The organism is Hylemonella sp. W303a, assembly GCF_046452315.1.
In the GTDB taxonomy this organism is placed as follows: Bacteria; Pseudomonadota; Gammaproteobacteria; order Burkholderiales; family Burkholderiaceae_C; genus Hylemonella.
The window spans coordinates 222,849-240,485 of record NZ_JBKFDG010000006.1 but is presented as its reverse complement, the minus strand read 5'-3'; the positions used below and the strand labels follow the sequence as shown (position 1 = coordinate 240,485).

General features: G+C 65.2%; 16 protein-coding genes. 12 read left to right on the top strand and 4 right to left on the bottom strand.

Annotated features, from left to right (window positions below; translation table 11 throughout):
• Positions 1–50: 50 nt before the first annotated feature.
• Genes ligA through ACLBKS_RS13155 form a run of 3 tightly spaced genes read left to right on the top strand, consistent with a single transcriptional unit; the run spans position 51 to position 2,378 of the window.
• Positions 51–491 carry a protocatechuate 4,5-dioxygenase subunit alpha gene (gene ligA / locus ACLBKS_RS13165; protein ID WP_006298581.1) on the top strand — a complete coding sequence of 147 codons (441 nt, stop codon included), beginning with the start codon at positions 51–53 and terminating at the stop codon, positions 489–491.
• Between the two features lie 58 nt (positions 492–549).
• On the top strand, positions 550–1,416 hold the full coding sequence (locus ACLBKS_RS13160; RefSeq protein ID WP_410193255.1) for a class III extradiol dioxygenase subunit beta: 867 nt from the start codon (positions 550–552) through the stop codon (positions 1,414–1,416).
• A gap of 11 nt (positions 1,417–1,427) precedes the next feature.
• Positions 1,428–2,378 (top strand): Gfo/Idh/MocA family oxidoreductase, encoded by a 951-nt coding sequence (locus ACLBKS_RS13155; RefSeq protein ID WP_410193254.1) that lies wholly within the window; start codon positions 1,428–1,430, stop codon positions 2,376–2,378.
• Between the two features lie 90 nt (positions 2,379–2,468).
• On the opposite strand, the gene ACLBKS_RS13150 is transcribed toward ACLBKS_RS13155, so the two are convergent.
• Complete coding sequence (locus ACLBKS_RS13150; RefSeq protein WP_410193253.1) at positions 2,469–3,542, bottom strand: alkene reductase; 1,074 nt, start codon at positions 3,540–3,542, stop codon at positions 2,469–2,471.
• Positions 3,543–3,637: 95 nt separating this feature from the next.
• Positions 3,638–4,033 carry a winged helix-turn-helix transcriptional regulator gene (locus ACLBKS_RS13145; protein WP_410193252.1) on the bottom strand — a complete coding sequence of 132 codons (396 nt, stop codon included), beginning with the start codon at positions 4,031–4,033 and terminating at the stop codon, positions 3,638–3,640.
• A gap of 157 nt (positions 4,034–4,190) precedes the next feature.
• Between ACLBKS_RS13145 and ACLBKS_RS13140 the strand changes: the two genes are divergently transcribed.
• The 5 genes from ACLBKS_RS13140 to ACLBKS_RS13120 all read left to right on the top strand — a co-directional run bounded on the left by ACLBKS_RS13140 (position 4,191) and on the right by ACLBKS_RS13120 (position 11,633).
• Positions 4,191–5,045, top strand: a complete 855-nt coding sequence (locus ACLBKS_RS13140) for an SDR family oxidoreductase (RefSeq protein WP_410193251.1) — start codon at positions 4,191–4,193, stop codon at positions 5,043–5,045.
• A 154-nt stretch (positions 5,046–5,199) separates the two neighbouring features.
• Positions 5,200–6,735: a hypothetical protein gene (locus tag ACLBKS_RS13135; RefSeq protein WP_410193250.1), complete on the top strand. Its 1,536-nt coding sequence runs from the start codon at positions 5,200–5,202 to the stop codon at positions 6,733–6,735.
• Positions 6,732–7,451: a hypothetical protein gene (locus ACLBKS_RS13130; RefSeq protein WP_410193249.1), complete on the top strand. Its 720-nt coding sequence runs from the start codon at positions 6,732–6,734 to the stop codon at positions 7,449–7,451. The genes ACLBKS_RS13135 and ACLBKS_RS13130 overlap by 4 nt, the downstream gene beginning before the upstream one ends.
• Positions 7,451–10,267: an ATP-binding protein gene (locus tag ACLBKS_RS13125; protein WP_410193248.1), complete on the top strand. Its 2,817-nt coding sequence runs from the start codon at positions 7,451–7,453 to the stop codon at positions 10,265–10,267. Before ACLBKS_RS13130 ends, ACLBKS_RS13125 begins: the two co-directional genes overlap by 1 nt.
• Before the next feature lie 358 nt (positions 10,268–10,625).
• Positions 10,626–11,633 carry an aldo/keto reductase gene (locus tag ACLBKS_RS13120; protein WP_410193324.1) on the top strand — a complete coding sequence of 336 codons (1,008 nt, stop codon included), beginning with the start codon at positions 10,626–10,628 and terminating at the stop codon, positions 11,631–11,633.
• A 10-nt stretch (positions 11,634–11,643) separates the two neighbouring features.
• Here the strand turns inward: ACLBKS_RS13120 and ACLBKS_RS13115 are convergent, their stop codons facing one another.
• Both ACLBKS_RS13115 and ACLBKS_RS13110 read right to left on the bottom strand, forming a co-directional pair.
• On the bottom strand, positions 11,644–12,288 hold the full coding sequence (locus tag ACLBKS_RS13115) for an NAD(P)H-binding protein (protein WP_410193247.1): 645 nt from the start codon (positions 12,286–12,288) through the stop codon (positions 11,644–11,646).
• Between the two features lie 221 nt (positions 12,289–12,509).
• Entirely contained in the window at positions 12,510–13,613 is a 1,104-nt protein-coding gene (locus tag ACLBKS_RS13110) for an IS481 family transposase (protein WP_410193245.1), read from the bottom strand.
• Between the two features lie 737 nt (positions 13,614–14,350).
• Here ACLBKS_RS13110 and ACLBKS_RS13105 point away from each other — a divergent pair.
• From ACLBKS_RS13105 to ACLBKS_RS13090, 4 genes are all read left to right on the top strand, one after another.
• Positions 14,351–14,953 carry a hypothetical protein gene (locus tag ACLBKS_RS13105; RefSeq protein ID WP_410193246.1) on the top strand — a complete coding sequence of 201 codons (603 nt, stop codon included), beginning with the start codon at positions 14,351–14,353 and terminating at the stop codon, positions 14,951–14,953.
• A 387-nt stretch (positions 14,954–15,340) separates the two neighbouring features.
• Positions 15,341–16,444, top strand: coding sequence for an IS481 family transposase (locus tag ACLBKS_RS13100; protein ID WP_410193245.1), 1,104 nt, complete (start codon positions 15,341–15,343; stop codon positions 16,442–16,444).
• Between the two features lie 33 nt (positions 16,445–16,477).
• A complete protein-coding gene (locus tag ACLBKS_RS13095) occupies positions 16,478–16,948 on the top strand; it encodes a VOC family protein (RefSeq protein WP_410193323.1) in 471 nt (156 codons plus the stop codon).
• Positions 16,945–17,415, top strand: a complete 471-nt coding sequence (locus ACLBKS_RS13090; protein WP_410193244.1) for a DM13 domain-containing protein — start codon at positions 16,945–16,947, stop codon at positions 17,413–17,415. The genes ACLBKS_RS13095 and ACLBKS_RS13090 overlap by 4 nt, the downstream gene beginning before the upstream one ends.
• Positions 17,416–17,637 lie beyond the last annotated feature (222 nt).

Genomic DNA, 17,637 nt, shown 5'->3' with positions numbered 1-17,637 from the left:
CACATCAGCCCGAGCGCGGACCTATCCTCGGGCACCACAGGAGAAGCACCATGCCACTCGATAAACCGTACCTGGACGTGCCGGGCACGACCATCTTCGACGCCGACCAGTCTCGCAAGGGCTACTGGCTCAACCAGTTCTGCATGTCGCTGATGAAGGCCGAGAACCGCGCGCGCTTCCTCGCCGACCAGCGCAAGTACGTCGATGAATGGCCGATGACTGAAGAGCAGAAACAGGCCGTGTTGGCCGCCGACCTGAACCGCGCTATCGCGCTCGGCGGCAACATCTATTTCCTCGCCAAGCTGGGCGCCACGCACGGCAAGAGCTTCCAGCAGATGGCGGGCAGCATGACCGGCATGACCGAGGAAGAGTACCGCGACATGATGATCAAGGGTGGCCGCTCCATCGAGGGCAACCGCTACGTGGGCGAAAACGGCAGCGCGCAGCCCCAGAACCAGCCGCAAGGGCACGGCACCGGGCGGCTGCTTTAAGCCGCCCGCTTCAGTTTTTCGCAAATTGCTCTGCGCCCCCGGCACAGGAGAAATCAACATGGCAAAGATCACCGCTTCCGTTTACACCTCGCACGTGCCCGCCATCGGCGCGGCGATGGACCTGGGCAAGACCCAGGAACCCTATTGGCAACCGCTGTTCGCGGGGTATGACTATTCCAAGCAATGGATGAAGGACAACACGCCGGATGTCGTGTTCCTGGTCTACAACGACCACGCCACGGCCTTCAGTCTGGAAATGATCCCGACCTTCGCCATCGGCACCGCCGCGCAGTACCAGCCGGCCGACGAGGGCTGGGGCGCGCGCCCCGTGCCGGTTGTGCAGGGCCACCCGGAACTGGCCTCGCACATCGCGCAGTCTGTGATCCAGCAGGACTTCGACCTCACCATCGTCAACAAGATGGACGTGGACCACGGCCTGACCGTGCCCCTGTCCCTCATGTGCGGCAACAAAGATCCCAAGACCGACAAGTGGCCCTTCAAGGTCATCCCCTTTGCGGTCAACGTGGTGCAGTACCCCGTGCCCTCGGGCCGCCGCTGCTTCCAGCTCGGCCAGGCCATCCGCAAGGCAGTCGAATCCTTCGACGAAAACCTGAATGTGCAGATCTGGGGCACGGGCGGCATGACTCACCAGTTGCAGGGTCCGCGCGCCGGCCTGATCAACAAGGACTGGGACAACGCCTGGCTGGACAAGCTGATTGACGACCCGGCGGCCACCGCCCAAGTGCCGCACATCGAGTACGTGCGCGAGGCGGGCAGCGAGGGCATCGAACTCGTGATGTGGCTGATCGCGCGTGGCGCCATGGCCGACGTGCACGGTGGTCCCAAGCCCAAGGTCAAGCACCGCTTCTACCACGTGCCTGCCTCCAACACGGCGGTGGGCCACATGATTCTTGAAAATAGCTAAAGGACCCTTTCATGACCATCAAAGTCGCGCTCGCCGGTGCCGGCGCTTTCGGCATCAAGCACCTGGACGGCATCAAGAACATCAAGGATGTCGAAGTCGTTTCCTTGATCAGCCGTGACCTGGACAAGACCAAGGAAGTGGCGGACAAGTACGGCATCAAGCACGTGACCACCGATCTGGCTGACAGCCTGAAGCTCAAGGAAGTCGACGCCGTCATCCTCTGCACACCCACGCAGATGCACGCCGCCCAGACCAAGGCCTGCCTGGAAGCCGGCAAGCACGTGCAGGTGGAAATTCCCCTGTGCGATGTGCTGAAGGAAGGCGAGGAAGTCGTCGCCCTGCAAAAGAAAAAGGGCCTGGTGGCCATGTGTGGCCACACGCGCCGCTTCAATCCCAGCCATCAGTTCGTGCACAAGAAGATCAAGGCGGGTGAATTCAACATCCAGCAGATGGATGTGCAGACCTATTTCTTCCGCCGCACCAACATGAACGCGCTGGGCCAGCCGCGCAGCTGGACCGACCACCTGCTGTGGCACCACGCCGCGCACACGGTCGATCTGTTCGCCTATCAAGCTGGCAGCCCCATCGTGAAGGCCAACGCCTTGCAGGGCCCGATCCATCCGACGCTGGGCATCGCCATGGACATGAGCATCCAGCTCAAGGCCGCCAACGGCGCGATCTGCACCTTGAGCCTGTCCTTCAACAACGACGGACCGCTGGGCACCTTTTTCCGCTACATCGGCGACACCGCGACCTACATCGCGCGCTACGACGACCTCTTCAACGGCAAGGACGAGAAGATCGACGTCAGCAAAGTGGATGTGTCGATGAACGGCATTGAGCTGCAGGACCGCGAATTCTTCGCCGCGATCCGCGAGGGCCGCGAGCCCAATGGCAGCGTGGCCCAGGTGCTGCCCTGCTACCAGGTGCTGCACCAGCTGGAGCGGCAGCTCCAGGCTTGAAGCTGAGCCGGCGGCTCGCGCCGCCGGTCAGTCCTTTGAGGGTGCGTGAGGTCGCTGAACCGGACCGGTCCATGAGACCGGTCCGCGCGCTCAAGCCAGCGCCGGATAGTCCGTGTAGCCCTTTGCGCCCGGCGTGTAGAAGGTGTTGGCGTCCGGCGCGTTGAGCGTGGCGCCTTGCTGGTAGCGCGCCACCAAGTCCGGGTTGGAGATGAAGGGGCGGCCATAGCCGATCAGGTCACCCGCGCCGTCTTTCAGCGCCTTTTCGCCCGTGGTCGCGTCAAAGCCCCCGGCGATGATGAAGGTGCCATCGAAGGCCGCGCGCAGCTTGGCCTTCAGGTCCGCAGGCACCTGGGGCGCGCCCATGGCCGAGTGGTCCAGCACGTGCAGGTAGGCGAGCTTGAGTGCCGAGAGTTCGCGCACCAGCGCGACGTATTGCGCATCCTGCTCCGGATAGTGGCCGGTGCCGTTGAACACGCCGTAGGGCGAGAGGCGGATGCCGACCTTGTCCGCGCCAATCGCGGCCACGCAGGCGCGCGCGATGTCCAGCGCGAAGCGGTTGCGCTTCTCGGCGCTGCCGCCGTAGGCGTCATTGCGCGTGTTGACGTTCGCGTTCAGGAACTGCTCGATCAGGTAACCGTTGGCGCCGTGCAATTCGATGCCATCAAAACCCGCCTCGACCGCAAGCTTGGCGGCGTTGACGTATTCAGCGATGGCGCGCTCGATGTCGGCTTGCGTCATGGCGCGCGGCTGGGTGTGCGGCTGCATGCCCTTGGCGTCGGTGTAGATCTCGCCCGGCAGCAGGGCGTCGGTCGGGCCCAGCACCTCGGCCCCGGCGGGCAGGTTCACCGCGGCGCCGACGCGGCCCGTGTGCATCAACTGCACGAAGATCTTGCCGCCCTTGGCGTGCACGGCACTGGTCACCTGCTTCCAGCCCGCCACCTGCGCGGCGTTGTACAGGCCGGGAATGCGCGTGTAGCCCAGTCCGTTGGGCGAGGGCGAGGTGCCCTCGGTGATGATCAAACCGGCGCTGGCACGCTGACCGTAGTACTCCGCCATCAGCGCATTGGGCGTGTTGCCCTCGCTGGCGCGGCTGCGGGTCATGGGCGACATGACCAAACGGTTCTTGAGCTTGAGGGCTCGGCCGGAATAGGTGTCAAACAGCATGGGGGTCTTTCTTCACGTGGGGGTGAGGCCAAGGGCTTAGGCGGGCGGAATGCCCGTCCACAAACCATGGTCAGCTGAGGGCGGGACTGGGGAATTCAAGCTGCGGCACGGTGGCCCAGGATGCGAGGCAGATTGCCCTCCACCCAATCGGTCAGATCGCGCACGTGCTGGCCGATCTCGTAACCCATGGGCGTGAGGCTGTAATCCACGCGAGGTGGCACCACCGGATGGGCATGGCGGCTGACGAAACCGTCCGATTCCAGGTCCTGCAGCGCTTGGGCCAGCATGCGCTCGCTCACGCCGCCGATGCGGCGGCGCAACTCGCTGAAACGCAGGGTGCCGTCCAGCAAGGCCACCAGCACCAGGCTGCCCCAGCGGCCCGTCACGTGGTTGAGGATTTGGCGCGAGGGACAGGCGGCGGCAAACACCTCGCCGCGCGGAATCTTGCCGTCCAATAGGGGCGGGAGGGTGGTGGGGGATTCATTGCTCATGGGTTTTCCTTCCAGGGCAGTTCGGGCTCGGAGCGGCCTTCGGGGTGCAAGGGGACCGGGGTCACGGTTCGACACTTACTTTTATGTGCGTACTTACTAAAAGTTCGTATTGTGCCTACTATCCAGGCCTTCCACCACCCCCACAAGGAGTTTGATCATGATCGCCGTCACTGGTGCTTCCGGCCAACTGGGCCGCCTCGTCGTTGAGGGCCTGCTGGCCACCCAGCCCGCCTCGTCCATCGTCGCCATCGTGCGCGACCCCTCCAAGGCCGCCGCCTGGGCCGCCCGCGGCGTCCAAGTCCGGCAAGCCGACTACACCCAACCCGCAGCCTTGCTCCAGGCCTTGAAGGGCGTGGACAAGCTGCTGTTGATTTCCTCCAGTGAAGTCGGCCAGCGCGTGGCCCAGCACCGCAACGTCATCGACGCCGCGCGCCAAGCAGGCGTCAAGCTGGTGGCCTACACAAGCATCCTGCGCGCGGACAGCTCGCCCCTGGGCCTGGCACGCGAGCATCGCGAGACGGAAGGGCTGCTGCGCTCCTCGGGCCTGCCGCACGTGTTGCTGCGCAATGGCTGGTACACCGAGAACTACACGGCCAGCGTCGCCGTTGCCGTGCAGCACGCCACGGTGCTGGGCAGCGCGGGCGCGGGCCGCTTCTCTCTCGCTTCGCGGGCCGACTACGCCGCCGCCGCCGTGGCCGTGCTGACCCAGGAAGGGCAAGCGGGCAGGGTGTACGAGCTGGCTGGCGACAACGCTTACAGCATGGCGGACTACGCCGCTGAAATCGCGCGTCAGTCCGGCAAGCCCGTCATCTACACCGATCTGCCCGAAGCCGCCTACGCCAAGGCGCTCGAGCAGGTTGGCCTGCCCGCGCCGGTCGCCGCCATGCTGGCCGAGTCCGACGTGGGCGCGTCCAAGGGCGCGCTGTTCGACGACGGTCGCGCGCTCAGCCGCCTGATTGGGCGCCCGACCACGCCGGTGGCCGAGAGCATCAAAGCCGCGCTGCGGGCCTGAGGGGGAGTGGGCGCAGGAAGGCCTGGCGGGCTTTCCTGCCCAGCTCTTGTCAGCGCCTGTGCCCTGTCTCCTCCAGTTCTCCATCCGCTCGGACAGTCCGGGTGGGACGCTGCCTCGGGAAGTGCCTCGCATCTATGGCCTAATCGCGGGCCAGATGCAAGCAGAAGACAGAATCCTCTCCGTTCCCGCGCCTCTGGTCCCGCCGTCCGCCGCCGTGCCGCACTCGCCTCAGCCCGAGGCCGATGACAGCGCGCCGGAATTGGAATCCTCCTTCGAATCCTTTTTCCGCGAGCCAGAGCTGGCGCAGCAGGCCCCTCTGGCTTGGGCCCTGACCCAGCGCCAGCCGCTGATCGACGCGGTGCGCGGCCTGCTGGGCGGGCCGCAGGCCGCCGCCCGTCTGCGCCTGTGGTGCTTCATGGAGCTGGCCAGCCAACCCCAAGGTCGCTTGCAGCGCGAGGACATCCAGCAGCTGTTCCACGTGCTCAAGCCCGAGGCGCTGGATGCGGCCCTGCGCCGCCTGCGCGAGCTGGGCCTGCTGGTCTGGGACACGGGCAGCCAGGACTACCGCCTCTCGTCGCTGGCGCAACAGGTGCAGGGTCTGCTCGCCCCGCTGACGCGCTCGGGCGACGCGGACGACGAGGAAATGGCCGCCTTGCTGGCCCAGGTGGCCGGTGCCCAGGCCTTGGGCCTGGCCGATGCCAGCCAGTTGCGCCACCTGCATGCGCAGCTCACCCGCTTGCACGATGAATTCGCCGAGGCCATCACCAGCGGCTCCGAAGCCCGCTTGCGTGCGGCTGCGCCGCGTTTTGAACGCGCCCTGGCCCTGGTGGCGCGCGCGGGCGAGGCGCTGACGGCCCTGATCCGTGGCGACGCACGCACGCCGGGCGTGACCGGCGAATCCGACGCAGCGACGCAGGACGTGGCCGACGCCCGCCTGGAGCGCGAGGCCCGCGCCTTGGGCCAGGCCCAGGCGCGCTTGCTGACCATGGCCAGCCAGTTCACGCGCGCCTTGCAGCAGGCCGACCGCCAGCGCGTCACCTTGGGCAGCACGGGCGTGACCAGCTCCGACGTGCGCGCTTGGCTGCAGGCGCAGTTGCAGCAGCATGGCCCGGCCTTCGGCCAGTTGCTCGAAGACGCGCTGGCCAGCACCGTGCGCCCCGTCTTCGTCAGCCCACACGACCTGCTGGACGTGACCGAAGCCGAATTCGAGCGTGACCGTCCCGACCCCGACCGGCCCCAGGGCTTGCCACCCGCCGTCGCCGCGCAGCCCGGCACCATGGAAACCTTGCGCATGCCCACCGAACTGGATGACTTCATCCAGAAGCTGGCCGCGTGGAACGAAACCGCCGCTCGCCCGCACGATCTGCAAGAAGCCGTGTTGGGCGACGCGAGCGCGGACGACCCGGGCGCGCAGGCAGGGGCGGGGGCGGGCAGTGCAGCCACCGGCCGTTACGCCCAGGCCGCCTACCGCATGCAACTGCTGCCGCTGCTGGGTGACGCGCAGGCGCGCACGCTCAAGGGCCAAACCGGCGACTTCGCGCGTTCGCCCTGGCGCGTGGCGCTCAGCCCGCAAACGCGCACCCTGTCCGCGCAGGAGGGCGGCCCGGTCGCCACCTTGAGCGAGGGACAGCTTTACCCCGAAAATACGCAGTTCCCCGAAACCGGCCCCGACGACACTCCCACCCCATGACCGTTCCCCTGGACGATGCCGCCGTGCTGGCGGCGCAGCTGCTGGCCCGGCGCTGGCTGCCGCGCCAGCATCCGCTGGTCAAGCGCGCCCTGATCGACGCCGAGCTGTGGCAGGCCGTGCAGGACCGCCTGGCCCAGGTGGGCTTGAGCCTGGTGGACAACCTGCACGCCGACCACGTGGCCGTGGCCCTGCGGCGCGAGGCGCAAAGCGCGGTCTTCGGCGAAGCGGGCCTGAACGCCAACAACAACGTGGACTTGCCGCGCGACGCCGTGTCCCTGCTGGTGGTGCTGTGGGCGCTGATCGTGTTGCCCAAGCGCGAGCGCCAGGCTGCCCGAGCGGGCAGCGAAGACGACGGCCAGAACGAGATGTTCCGCGCCGACAAGCCCCTGCCCACGGCCGCGCAAGTCAGCCCCGTGATTTCTTACAAGGCGCTGTTGGCCGACTTTGGCGAGCAGCTCGGCCGCAAGCTGCGCCTGGACACCAACCTCAAGCGCCTGGAAGCACAAGGCTTCATCACCCGCAAGGGCGACGACATCGCCGAAGGCCCGCTGCTGGACTTGCTGCTCGACTACGACACCCTGGCGCCGCGCGTGCTGGACGGCGTGGTGGGCGAAGTGCTGGCGCGCGCCAAGGCCAACACCCCCGACACGGCGGCATCGCCCACGTCCCCACCGACGTCTGCACAGGCCCCCGATCACCCGGAGGCCCAGGACTGATGTTTCACCTGCAAAGCCTCGAACTGCTGCACTGGGACTACTGCCAGCGCCTCACGCTGCCGCTGGACGGTGCCATCATCACCGTGGCCGGGCCCAATGGCTCGGGCAAGACCACGCTGCTCGACGCCATGCGCACCTTGCTGGGCCTGGAATGCTCGGGCGGGCGCAGCTACAAGACCTACGCGCGTCACGCCAAGGCCGATACCGCCTGGCTGCGCGCCACCGTGGACAACCAGCCGCGCAACCGCCAGGCCGCGAGTCGCCCCTTCGCGCGCAATCTGCTGTACACCGACCAGGTCACGCTGGTGTGCCGCATCGAACGCAACGGGGGTGACTGGCAGCGGCGTTACGCCATGGTCGAGGGCGACACGTCCATCGAAGAGCTGGCCCAGAAACCCGAGAAGGAATGGCTGGGCATCGAGCACTGGAAGAAGCGCCTCGAAGGCGCGGGCCTGTCGCGCGCCATCGCCCGCGTGCTGGCGCTGGAGCAAGGCCAGACCGACCGCCTCTGCGAGTACTCGCCCAAGGAGCTGCTGCGCCTGGTGTTCGACGTGTTCGGCGACCAGGAGGTGCTGGACCGCTACGAAGAAGCGCGCCAGCACCAGCGCCAACTGAGCGAGGAGGTCGAGGCCGCGCAGCGTGAACTCACGCACGGCCAGGCCCAGCTGGCTCAACTGGAGGCGCGCGCCAACCTGTACCGTCAGCACCAGGCCAAGCTGCGCGAGCGTGAACAGTTGGCCACCGAAATCATCCCCGTGCTGGCCTGGGCCGAGGAGCGCCAAGAACTCGCGGGCAAGCTGCGCGAGTTGCACCGCCAGCGCCTGCACCAGGCGGGCGAGGCGCGCCAGCGCGCGGATTACAAGCGCCGCTTGCTCGAAGCCTTGCAGGCGCAGCAGAGCGCCGAACAGCAGGTGGGCCTGCTCAAGACCCAGCGCGACGAAGCGCAAGCCACGCTGGACGAGGCCCGCGCCGCCGAGAAGCCGGTGGAGCAATTGCTCAAGCAAGCGACGGAGTTGCAAGAACTCGCCGCCGTCGAAGGCGATGCCGCGCAACTTGCGCAGCGCCTCGCGACACTCGAAGCCGACAAGGCCGCGCTGGCCGCCGACTGGCAGCAGGCCAAGGCCGACCGCGCCAAGGCCCAGGCCGCGTTGGACGCGCTGGAAGGCCAGCGCCTGGCCCCGCCCCCGCCCGAGGTGCAGCGCTTTCTGCGCGTGCTGCGCGGCGAAGGCATCGCCCACCATGTGCTGGCCGACGTGGTCGAAATCACCGACGAGCACTGGCGCGCCGCCGCCGAAGGCGTGCTGCGTGGCGCGCGTTGGGTGGTGGTGCTGGACCAGGCGCAAGACGAAGCCCGCGCCCTGGCCCTGGCCGAGCGCGAGCGTTACCGCCATTACCTCGTCGCGCAGGCCGAGGCCGCGCCGACGAAACCCGAGGCGCACAGCTTGTTGGCCGTGCTGCGCTTCTCCGCCCCCGTGCCCGCCTGGCTGATCAAGCAACTGGCGCAAATCCGTCGTGTGGACAGCACGGCCGAGGGGCTGAAGCTGGGCGCGGGCCCCGAATGGATCACGCCCGAAGCCTACTGGCGCGACGCGCGCGGCGGGCGCAGCGTCTGGGTGGACCCGTCGCAACACCAGTTCGGCGCGGCGGCGTTGACGGCGCGGCGCGCCTCCATCGAAGCGCGGCTGGCGCAGCTGGACGCCCAACTCACGCAGACCGCCCAGCGCCAGACCGACACCCAGCGCCAGCTGGACGCCGCCAAGGAAGCCAGCAAGGGCCACCGCGCCGCCGAGGAACTGGCGCGCCGTGGTGAAGAATTCACGCAAGCCCGCGAGCAACTGCCCGCGCTCAAGCAGGCGCGCGTGCAGGCCGCGCAGCGCTGGCAGACCCTGGACATGCAGCACGCCGCCGCCCTGCGCGAGCAGATGAACGCGCAAGGCCTGTACCGCGATACGCAGAACCGCTTGAGCGACAGCGAGCGCGCGGCAGAGAAATACGAGCGTGAATGGCGCGAGCGTCACGACGCGTTGCGCGAGCGCGCCGTGGCCTCACACGCCGCCCGCCGCCGCTTCCCCGCGCGCTGGATTGCCGCCGAATCGCTGGCCGATTTGCGACGGCGCTTCACCAACGCCACGCAGGCCCGCCTGCGCCGCGACGGCATCGAACGCGAGCTGGAACAAGGCCAGTGGGAAACCGACGCCACGGTGGAAGACAAGGTGGTGCTGATGCGCGCCACCGTCGCCGCCCAGCAGCATGAGCTGGACCAGCGCCGCGCCAGCAACGAAGCCGCCAGCGTGGCCGTGGGCAACGCGCGTGAACGCTACATCGACGTGTTGCGCGCCACCGTGCGCCGTTACCGCAAGAACATCGTGGACCTGGGCCAGCTCGCGGGCGTGGAAGTCAACGCCGATTTGCCGCACCTGGACAACGACGACATGGTGCTGCGCCAGGCCGAGCTGAAGGTCAGCTTCAACTTCGACGGCAAGGGCCAGATCGGCCTGAACGACGGCGAAGCCTCGGGCGGACAGCAGGTCATCAAGTCGCTCATCCTGCTGGTGGGCTTGCTGAAGGATGAGGAAAACAGCGCGGGCGGTTTCGTCTTCATCGACGAACCCTTCGCCCACCTGGACGTGCGCAACATCCAGCTGGTCGGCCACTTCCTCAAGTCCACCCGCGCCCAGTACGTGCTGACCACGCCCATCACGCACAACGTGGAAGTGTTCGAGCCGGCGGACATCACGTTGGTCACGTCGAAGAAGCCTGCGGGGGCGCGCTGGGCGCCGCCGATCGGGGTGTTGCAGCGCCGGGCGGCGGCTTAGTTTTTGGGCGTGATGTGGGCATGCCGGTATCTGGGCGATGCGGCGAGGCGGGGCACAGGGCCGTCCGCCTCATGAGATCGCTGCGCGATCAGAAATCGGCGGCGCGGCCCTGTGCCCCACCTCGCCGCGAGCGGCATCTTAGTTGCGCGGAACGAAAAATGCTTGCTCCGCACGTCCATCCGCACAGGCGGGCGGGGCGCTGGGGAGCCCGACGATTTCTGATCGCGCAGCGATCTCATGAGGAGGGTCCCCAGCGCCTCGCCCGCCTGGGAGCGCAAGCCTAAAAAGCCGAAGAAGACGCACTCGCCCAAGTACACCGTTAGATCTCAAGGAGCAGACCATGTCCTACCCCACCTCAATCCCGCAACGCCAACTCGGTCCCTTTCAAGTCTCCGCGCTCGCCTTCGGCTGCATGAACATCTGCCACGCCTACGGCGCCTCGCCCGCGCCCGAGGCGGCGGTGCGCTTGCTGCAGGAAGCGCTGGACGCGGGGTTCACGCATTTCGACACGGCGGCGCTCTACGGCTTTGGCGAGAGCGAGCGCCTGGTGGGCCGGGCGCTGAAATCGCGCCGCCATGAATTCGTGCTGGCCAGCAAGGGCGGCATGGCCGGGGTGACGGGCGAGGACGGCGTGACGCGCCGTGTGATCGACGGCCGCCCCGAAACCCTGCGCCGCAATTGCGAAGACAGCCTGCGCCGCCTCGGCATGGACGTGATCGACCTCTACTACCTGCACCGCTGGGACAAGAGCGTGCCCATCGAAGACAGCGTGGGCGAAATGTCCCGCCTGGTCGAACGTGGCCATGTGCGCAGCCTGGGCCTGTCGGAAGTGTCCGCGACCACGCTGCGCAAGGCCCACGCCGTGTTTCCCATCGCCGCGCTGCAGACCGAGTACTCGCTGTGGACGCGCAACCCCGAAATCGCCGTGCTCGACGCCTGCCGTGAACTGGGCACCACCTTCGTCGCCTTCAGCCCGCTGGGCCGGGGCTTCTTGGGCGGCAAGATCGCGGGCACGGACGTCGCGGCCTTCGACGCCAAGGACATCCGCCGCAGCATGCCGCGCTTCACGGCCGAGAACTACGCGGCCAACGAAAAGCTGCTGCCCGCTTACCAGTCCCTGGCGCGCGAAGCGGGTTGCACCCCCGCCCAACTCGCGCTGGCCTGGTTGCTACAGAAATCGGAGCACATCATCCCGCTCTTCGGCACCACGAGCCTGAGCCACACGCTGGAGAACCTGGGCGCCGCGCAGGTCAAGTTGAGCGCCGACCTCGTCGCACGGCTTGAAGCGCTGATCAACCAGAAAACCGTCGTGGGCAGCCGGTACAACGAGCAGAGCAACCGGGAAGTCGATACCGAGGTGTTCTGACAAGCCCAGCCTAGGGCTGCATCGCGCCCGACATCAACACTGTCTTGCCTTGCGCGGACGGCACGGCCTGCAGCAGTGCGCGGGCCACGGCTGCCGCTTCGATGGGCTGGTAGTTTGCCGGGATCAGCCAGCCCAGAACCTTCTGGACCCGAGTGGCCCACACCTCGCCCGACCGCACGCGCTGCCCCAGCGCCTGACGGTTGCCCAGCAGCATGGACGGGCGCGCGATCACCAAGACCTCGAAGGGCATGCGCGCCAGGGCGTCTTCCAACTCGCCCTTCACCCGGCTGTAGAAGATCCGGGAATTCGCATCCGCGCCCATGGCGCTGACCAGGCCCACCCGTTGGGCGCCCGCAGCCAAGGCCGCTTTCGCCACCGCCAGGTTGGCATCGAAATCCACCGCGCGAAAGGCCGCTTGACTGCCCGCGTCCTTGATCGTCGTGCCCAGTGCCAGGTACACCTCGTCCGCGCGCGGCAACGCAGGCAGCGCGGCGAAATCGACCACATGGCCCGTCAGCTTGGCGTGCTGCAGCGTGGGGGCTCGGCGGCCGAGGCTGTGCACGGCCGTGACGCTCGGGTCGGCCAGCAGGCCCGCGAGCAGTTCGCGGCCGACCAGACCGGTCGCGCCTGCGATGAGGATGGTTCGTTCATGCATGAGGCTTCATTTTTTGAGACTCGCTGTCAGATGCCCCCTATTCAGGGATAGGAGTCGAGCACAGAATTCTCTATATTCGTAAAAAAGATCGGTTCGACAAGCTTGGTAAGGAAAACCAGACCATGCTGGGGTGCACCGTCACGATGTCGCGCTTTCGGTAAGCGCGAATGCTGTTCTGGTTTAGTAATTCCCCGACACCGGGCCTCATGGACGAGGCGAGTTTAAGCGGTGGGGTTTGCGCTGCTGGAAGCCTCCTGTTCGGTGCTTGAGGGTTGTGGACTGGTTGTGCAGAAGTCCAGGCTCGGCAGCTTCTTTTTGCCGGTTGCGTCCTTGAGTGCCTGCGCCGGTGTCCTGCCCTGTACCCGGTAGCCCTGATGGGTACGCTGGGTGTTGTAGAACAGCATGAACGCATCCAGGTCGGCCTGTATCTCCTCGATGGCCGTGTACCACTTCTCCCGGCCCTTGACGCGGAAGTGCTCGTCCAGCAGCGTGCGGTTCATGCGCTCGACGAAGCCATTGGTGCGCGGGCTCCGGACCTTGGTGTTTCGGTGCTCGATGTCCTCCAGCGCCAGCAGCAGCTCGTAGGGGTGGCTCTCGGGCTTGCCGCAGAACTCGCGCCCGTTGTCCGTGAGGATGGCCTGCACCGGCACGCCCAAGGCGTCGTAGAAGGGCAGCACGCGCTCGTACAGCAGGTCACACGCCGTCACCGGCATCTTGGAGCTGTAGCACTTGGCGAACGCCAGGCTGCAGAACGTGTCGATCACCACCTGCACGTAGACCTTGCCCACGCCCTTGATCGTGCCCCAGTAGAAGGTGTCCTGGTTGAGCAGTTCGCCCGGGGCGCTGGACTCGACGTGGCGGGTACGGAACTCGGGGCTGTGGCGCTCCAGTAGCCGGATCTGGGCCTCGGTGAGGACGTAGGTGGTCTGCTCGCGCGCCGTCATCTCCAGGCGCATCAGGCGCTTGTAGCGCGTCTCCAGATCGGCGCGCAGCCACACGCCGCGCACGCCCGAGGGCGAGACGTTGACACCTTCGAGGCGCAGGTCGTTGGCGACGCGGGCGGCGCCATGGGTGGGGTACTTGAGGCAATGGTCCAGCACGGCCGCCTCGACCTCGGGGCTGACCCGGTTGGGGTGGGGGTTGCGGGTGCCGCGGCGCTGCTCCACCAGGGCGGCCACGCCACCGCTCTGGAAGGCCTTGCGCACCTCGTAGAAGGTGTCGCGGTGAAAGCCCATGATCTGGGCGGCCTTGGCGACGTTGCCGAGTTCCTCGGCCAGTTGCAGCAAGCTGAGCTTGCGTTTGATACTCTGTGTCTGAGCGGTCACGGATTCTTCTCCTGAATACGGAAAACTGTGGAAAGTTCATCGTACCCATGAGACCCGGGGCCGCTCACCCGCCTGTCAGCAGTCGGGTGAGCCAGTCACTCAATCTCGAGCAACTGTCGGAAAAATACTAAACACGTTCACGAATGCAGAGAAGAACCGTGGGTAGTCATATGTTGAAAGGAAAGAATATGCCAGGCTCACAGGATAAAAGGTCTAAACACGTGGAAGCGAACAAGGTAGTGCAAGGACTTAAGGGACGTTTACCCCAGCAGGGGGAGCAGCCGAGACCGGAACATGTTAGTGCCCTGAGAGCTACAGTGAATGCCAGACTTGTAGCGGATGCAACATCTTCAGCGGATCCTCGAATTCAGGCGAAACATAAACATTTCACTGGAACAATGGAGCATCGACTTCTTGAGGCAATGGCTGCACCTCCTGCACGTACCAGCCAACCCAAGACAAGTCCTCAGCCCGCGCAACAAGGACCTACTTGGGCAACTGCTCCAGTGCCTGGTCTTGGCCTTCAACCAAGTGAAGAGCAAAAGAGAGCAAGTCTTCAGAAGTTTCCTGAACTACCTTCATCACAGTGAGTACTATTCTGGCTTTGATGGTCATATTGAGGCGATATGGACAATATCATCCACGCCCTGCGAATAGGATCGAACATTCGATGTTCAACAGCTCTCGCTGAGATCGGCGAGAGGGTTAAAGCACAGTCTAGTTAGGACTCACAAGACATGACGCTTTCCCCAGACTCAGCATCCTGGATTACCACCCTAATACAGATAGGAATCCCATCGCTAGTTACGTTGGCATCGCTGTTTGTTACTTTCCGACTCGGAAGAGCATCGCACCAAAAAGATATAGCGATCGCGAATCTTGCTGCCGATTCGGAAAGACGGAAGATGACCAACGAGCGGAAGGCGAATCTGATTGCGGAAATTACTGCTGCACTTGCTGAGGTCGAGAACGCGCACAGCGCTTATTCCGGTCTATTTCGGAGATCCAAAATAAAAGACGTGTCGGCTCCCATTGAGCCGTCTCACGAGCTGCAAGCAGCATTTGGCTCGCTGTCTTCCGCAATAGATAAATGCTGTGGTGCGCGCACAGCTGTATACCTACTTGGCAATTCCAGCGTCAGCTCTTTGTTCGAACTTTATCTGCAAGACAACTTCGGATTTCAAGCGCAAGCAAATCCGATTCACAGCAACGCAAGTCCAATCGATTTAAACGACTCGTTTGTTGCGTTGAGTTCGCGCAGGATCAAGTTGCTTGGACTATTGAGCGATCTATACCTTGATAAAGCATCCACTGGACGCAATACCTATTCCTCTGTTTGAGGTGAGTTGCCCGTGTTTTGTAGACGCTTTAGCGTCTGATTTCTGACCTGCTTTTCATGAATTTCTTTCGCATGGTTTAACCGAGTAACACGCACGATCCTGTGCCGATCAATCGATGCTTTCATGTCAGCTAAAAAAACTTGCATACCCTTCTGATCCAAAGTTGCTCTGATCATTCAAGCCGAACAGACAGAGAACCACCATGCCCCCCATCCCCAAAAACACCCTCTGCCTCTGGTACGACCGCTGAACGTGTTTAGTATTTTTCCGACAGTTGCTCGAGATTGAGTGACTGGCTCACCCGACTGCTGACAGGCGGGTGAGCGGCCCCGGGTCTCATGGGTACGATGAACTTTCCACAGTTTTCCGTATTCAGGAGAAGAATCCGTGACCGCTCAGACACAGAGTATCAAACGCAAGCTCAGCTTGCTGCAACTGGCCGAGGAACTCGGCAACGTCGCCAAGGCCGCCCAGATCATGGGCTTTCACCGCGACACCTTCTACGAGGTGCGCAAGGCCTTCCAGAGCGGTGGCGTGGCCGCCCTGGTGGAGCAGCGCCGCGGCACCCGCAACCCCCACCCCAACCGGGTCAGCCCCGAGGTCGAGGCGGCCGTGCTGGACCATTGCCTCAAGTACCCCACCCATGGCGCCGCCCGCGTCGCCAACGACCTGCGCCTCGAAGGTGTCAACGTCTCGCCCTCGGGCGTGCGCGGCGTGTGGCTGCGCGCCGATCTGGAGACGCGCTACAAGCGCCTGATGCGCCTGGAGATGACGGCGCGCGAGCAGACCACCTACGTCCTCACCGAGGCCCAGATCCGGCTACTGGAGCGCCACAGCCCCGAGTTCCGTACCCGCCACGTCGAGTCCAGCGCCCCGGGCGAACTGCTCAACCAGGACACCTTCTACTGGGGCACGATCAAGGGCGTGGGCAAGGTCTACGTGCAGGTGGTGATCGACACGTTCTGCAGCCTGGCGTTCGCCAAGTGCTACAGCTCCAAGATGCCGGTGACGGCGTGTGACCTGCTGTACGAGCGCGTGCTGCCCTTCTACGACGCCTTGGGCGTGCCGGTGCAGGCCATCCTCACGGACAACGGGCGCGAGTTCTGCGGCAAGCCCGAGAGCCACCCCTACGAGCTGCTGCTGGCGCTGGAGGACATCGAGCACCGAAACACCAAGGTCCGGAGCCCGCGCACCAATGGCTTCGTCGAGCGCATGAACCGCACGCTGCTGGACGAGCACTTCCGCGTCAAGGGCCGGGAGAAGTGGTACACGGCCATCGAGGAGATACAGGCCGACCTGGATGCGTTCATGCTGTTCTACAACACCCAGCGTACCCATCAGGGCTACCGGGTACAGGGCAGGACACCGGCGCAGGCACTCAAGGACGCAACCGGCAAAAAGAAGCTGCCGAGCCTGGACTTCTGCACAACCAGTCCACAACCCTCAAGCACCGAACAGGAGGCTTCCAGCAGCGCAAACCCCACCGCTTAAACTCGCCTCGTCCATGAGGCCCGGTGTCGGGGAATTACTAAACCAGAACACGACCGCGATGCCGAGGCCGCAGCGCGTTTCTACGCCCAGACCTTCCCCAATTCTTCGGTCGGCGCGGTGCACCGCGCGCCAGGGGACTTTCCTTCGGGTCAGCAGGGGGACGTGCTGACGGTGGAGTTCACGGTGATGGGCATTCCCTGCCTGGGGCTGAATGGCGGGCCGGCGTTCCAGCCCAGCGAGGCGTTTTCTTTCCAGGTGGCCACGGAGGACCAGGCCGAGACGGACCGCTACTGGAACGCGATCGTGGGCAACGGCGGGCAGGAGAGTGAATGCGGCTGGTGCAAGGACCGTTGGGGCATTTCCTGGCAGATCACGCCGGTCGTGCTGACCCGGGCCTACACCAGCCCGGACCGTGCCGCCGCGCGTCGGGCCTTCAACGCCATGATGACGATGAAGAAGATCGACGTGGCCGCCATCGAGGCGGCGGTGCGGGGCGAGGCTTGAAGAAGTTCCTGCTGCTCCTGGCCTCGCACGGGCTGGTGCTCGCGCTCGGTTTTGCCCTGGGTATCTATGTGCTGCCCATTCTCGTGGCGCCCCCCGCGCCGACCAACGAGCAGGCGGCCTTGGCCGTGCAGCCCGCCGCTTTCCGCGGCCAGTTTCACCGTGACCTGAAGGACAGCGACCTGCTGCACTGGGGGGAAGGGGAGGTGGCTGTGGGGCGCGAGCGCATCGTGCTGCGGGGCCGGCTGGCGCCCGGGCCGGATTACAAGCTCTACCTCTCGCCCGAGTTCGTCGAGACCGAGGCGGAGTTCCTGCGCCTCAAGCCCCAGATGCAATACGTCGGGGACGTGCGTACCTTCGAGAACTTCGTGGTTCCCGTACCCGCGACGGTGGACGTGAGCCAGTACAAAGCCGTCATCGTCTGGTGCGAGACCTTCTCGCAGTTCATCACGGCGGCGAGCTACCAGTAGGCGAAGGCGATCGGTCGTTCGGTCTCGATCAACACAGGCAGTTGCTGCGGGGTGCTCACGGCTGCGGTCTGCTTGCTTCTGCCGATGAGCCAGCGCTTTCCCCTCTCGTCGGTGAGCGCCGTGCGCCCGTCTTTCCGATCATTTGAGCCACTTACGCAGGCCATATCGGGCCATCCAGCCTGCGAAGTTCATGGAAATCCCCTACAAGCTCTGGCACATTAA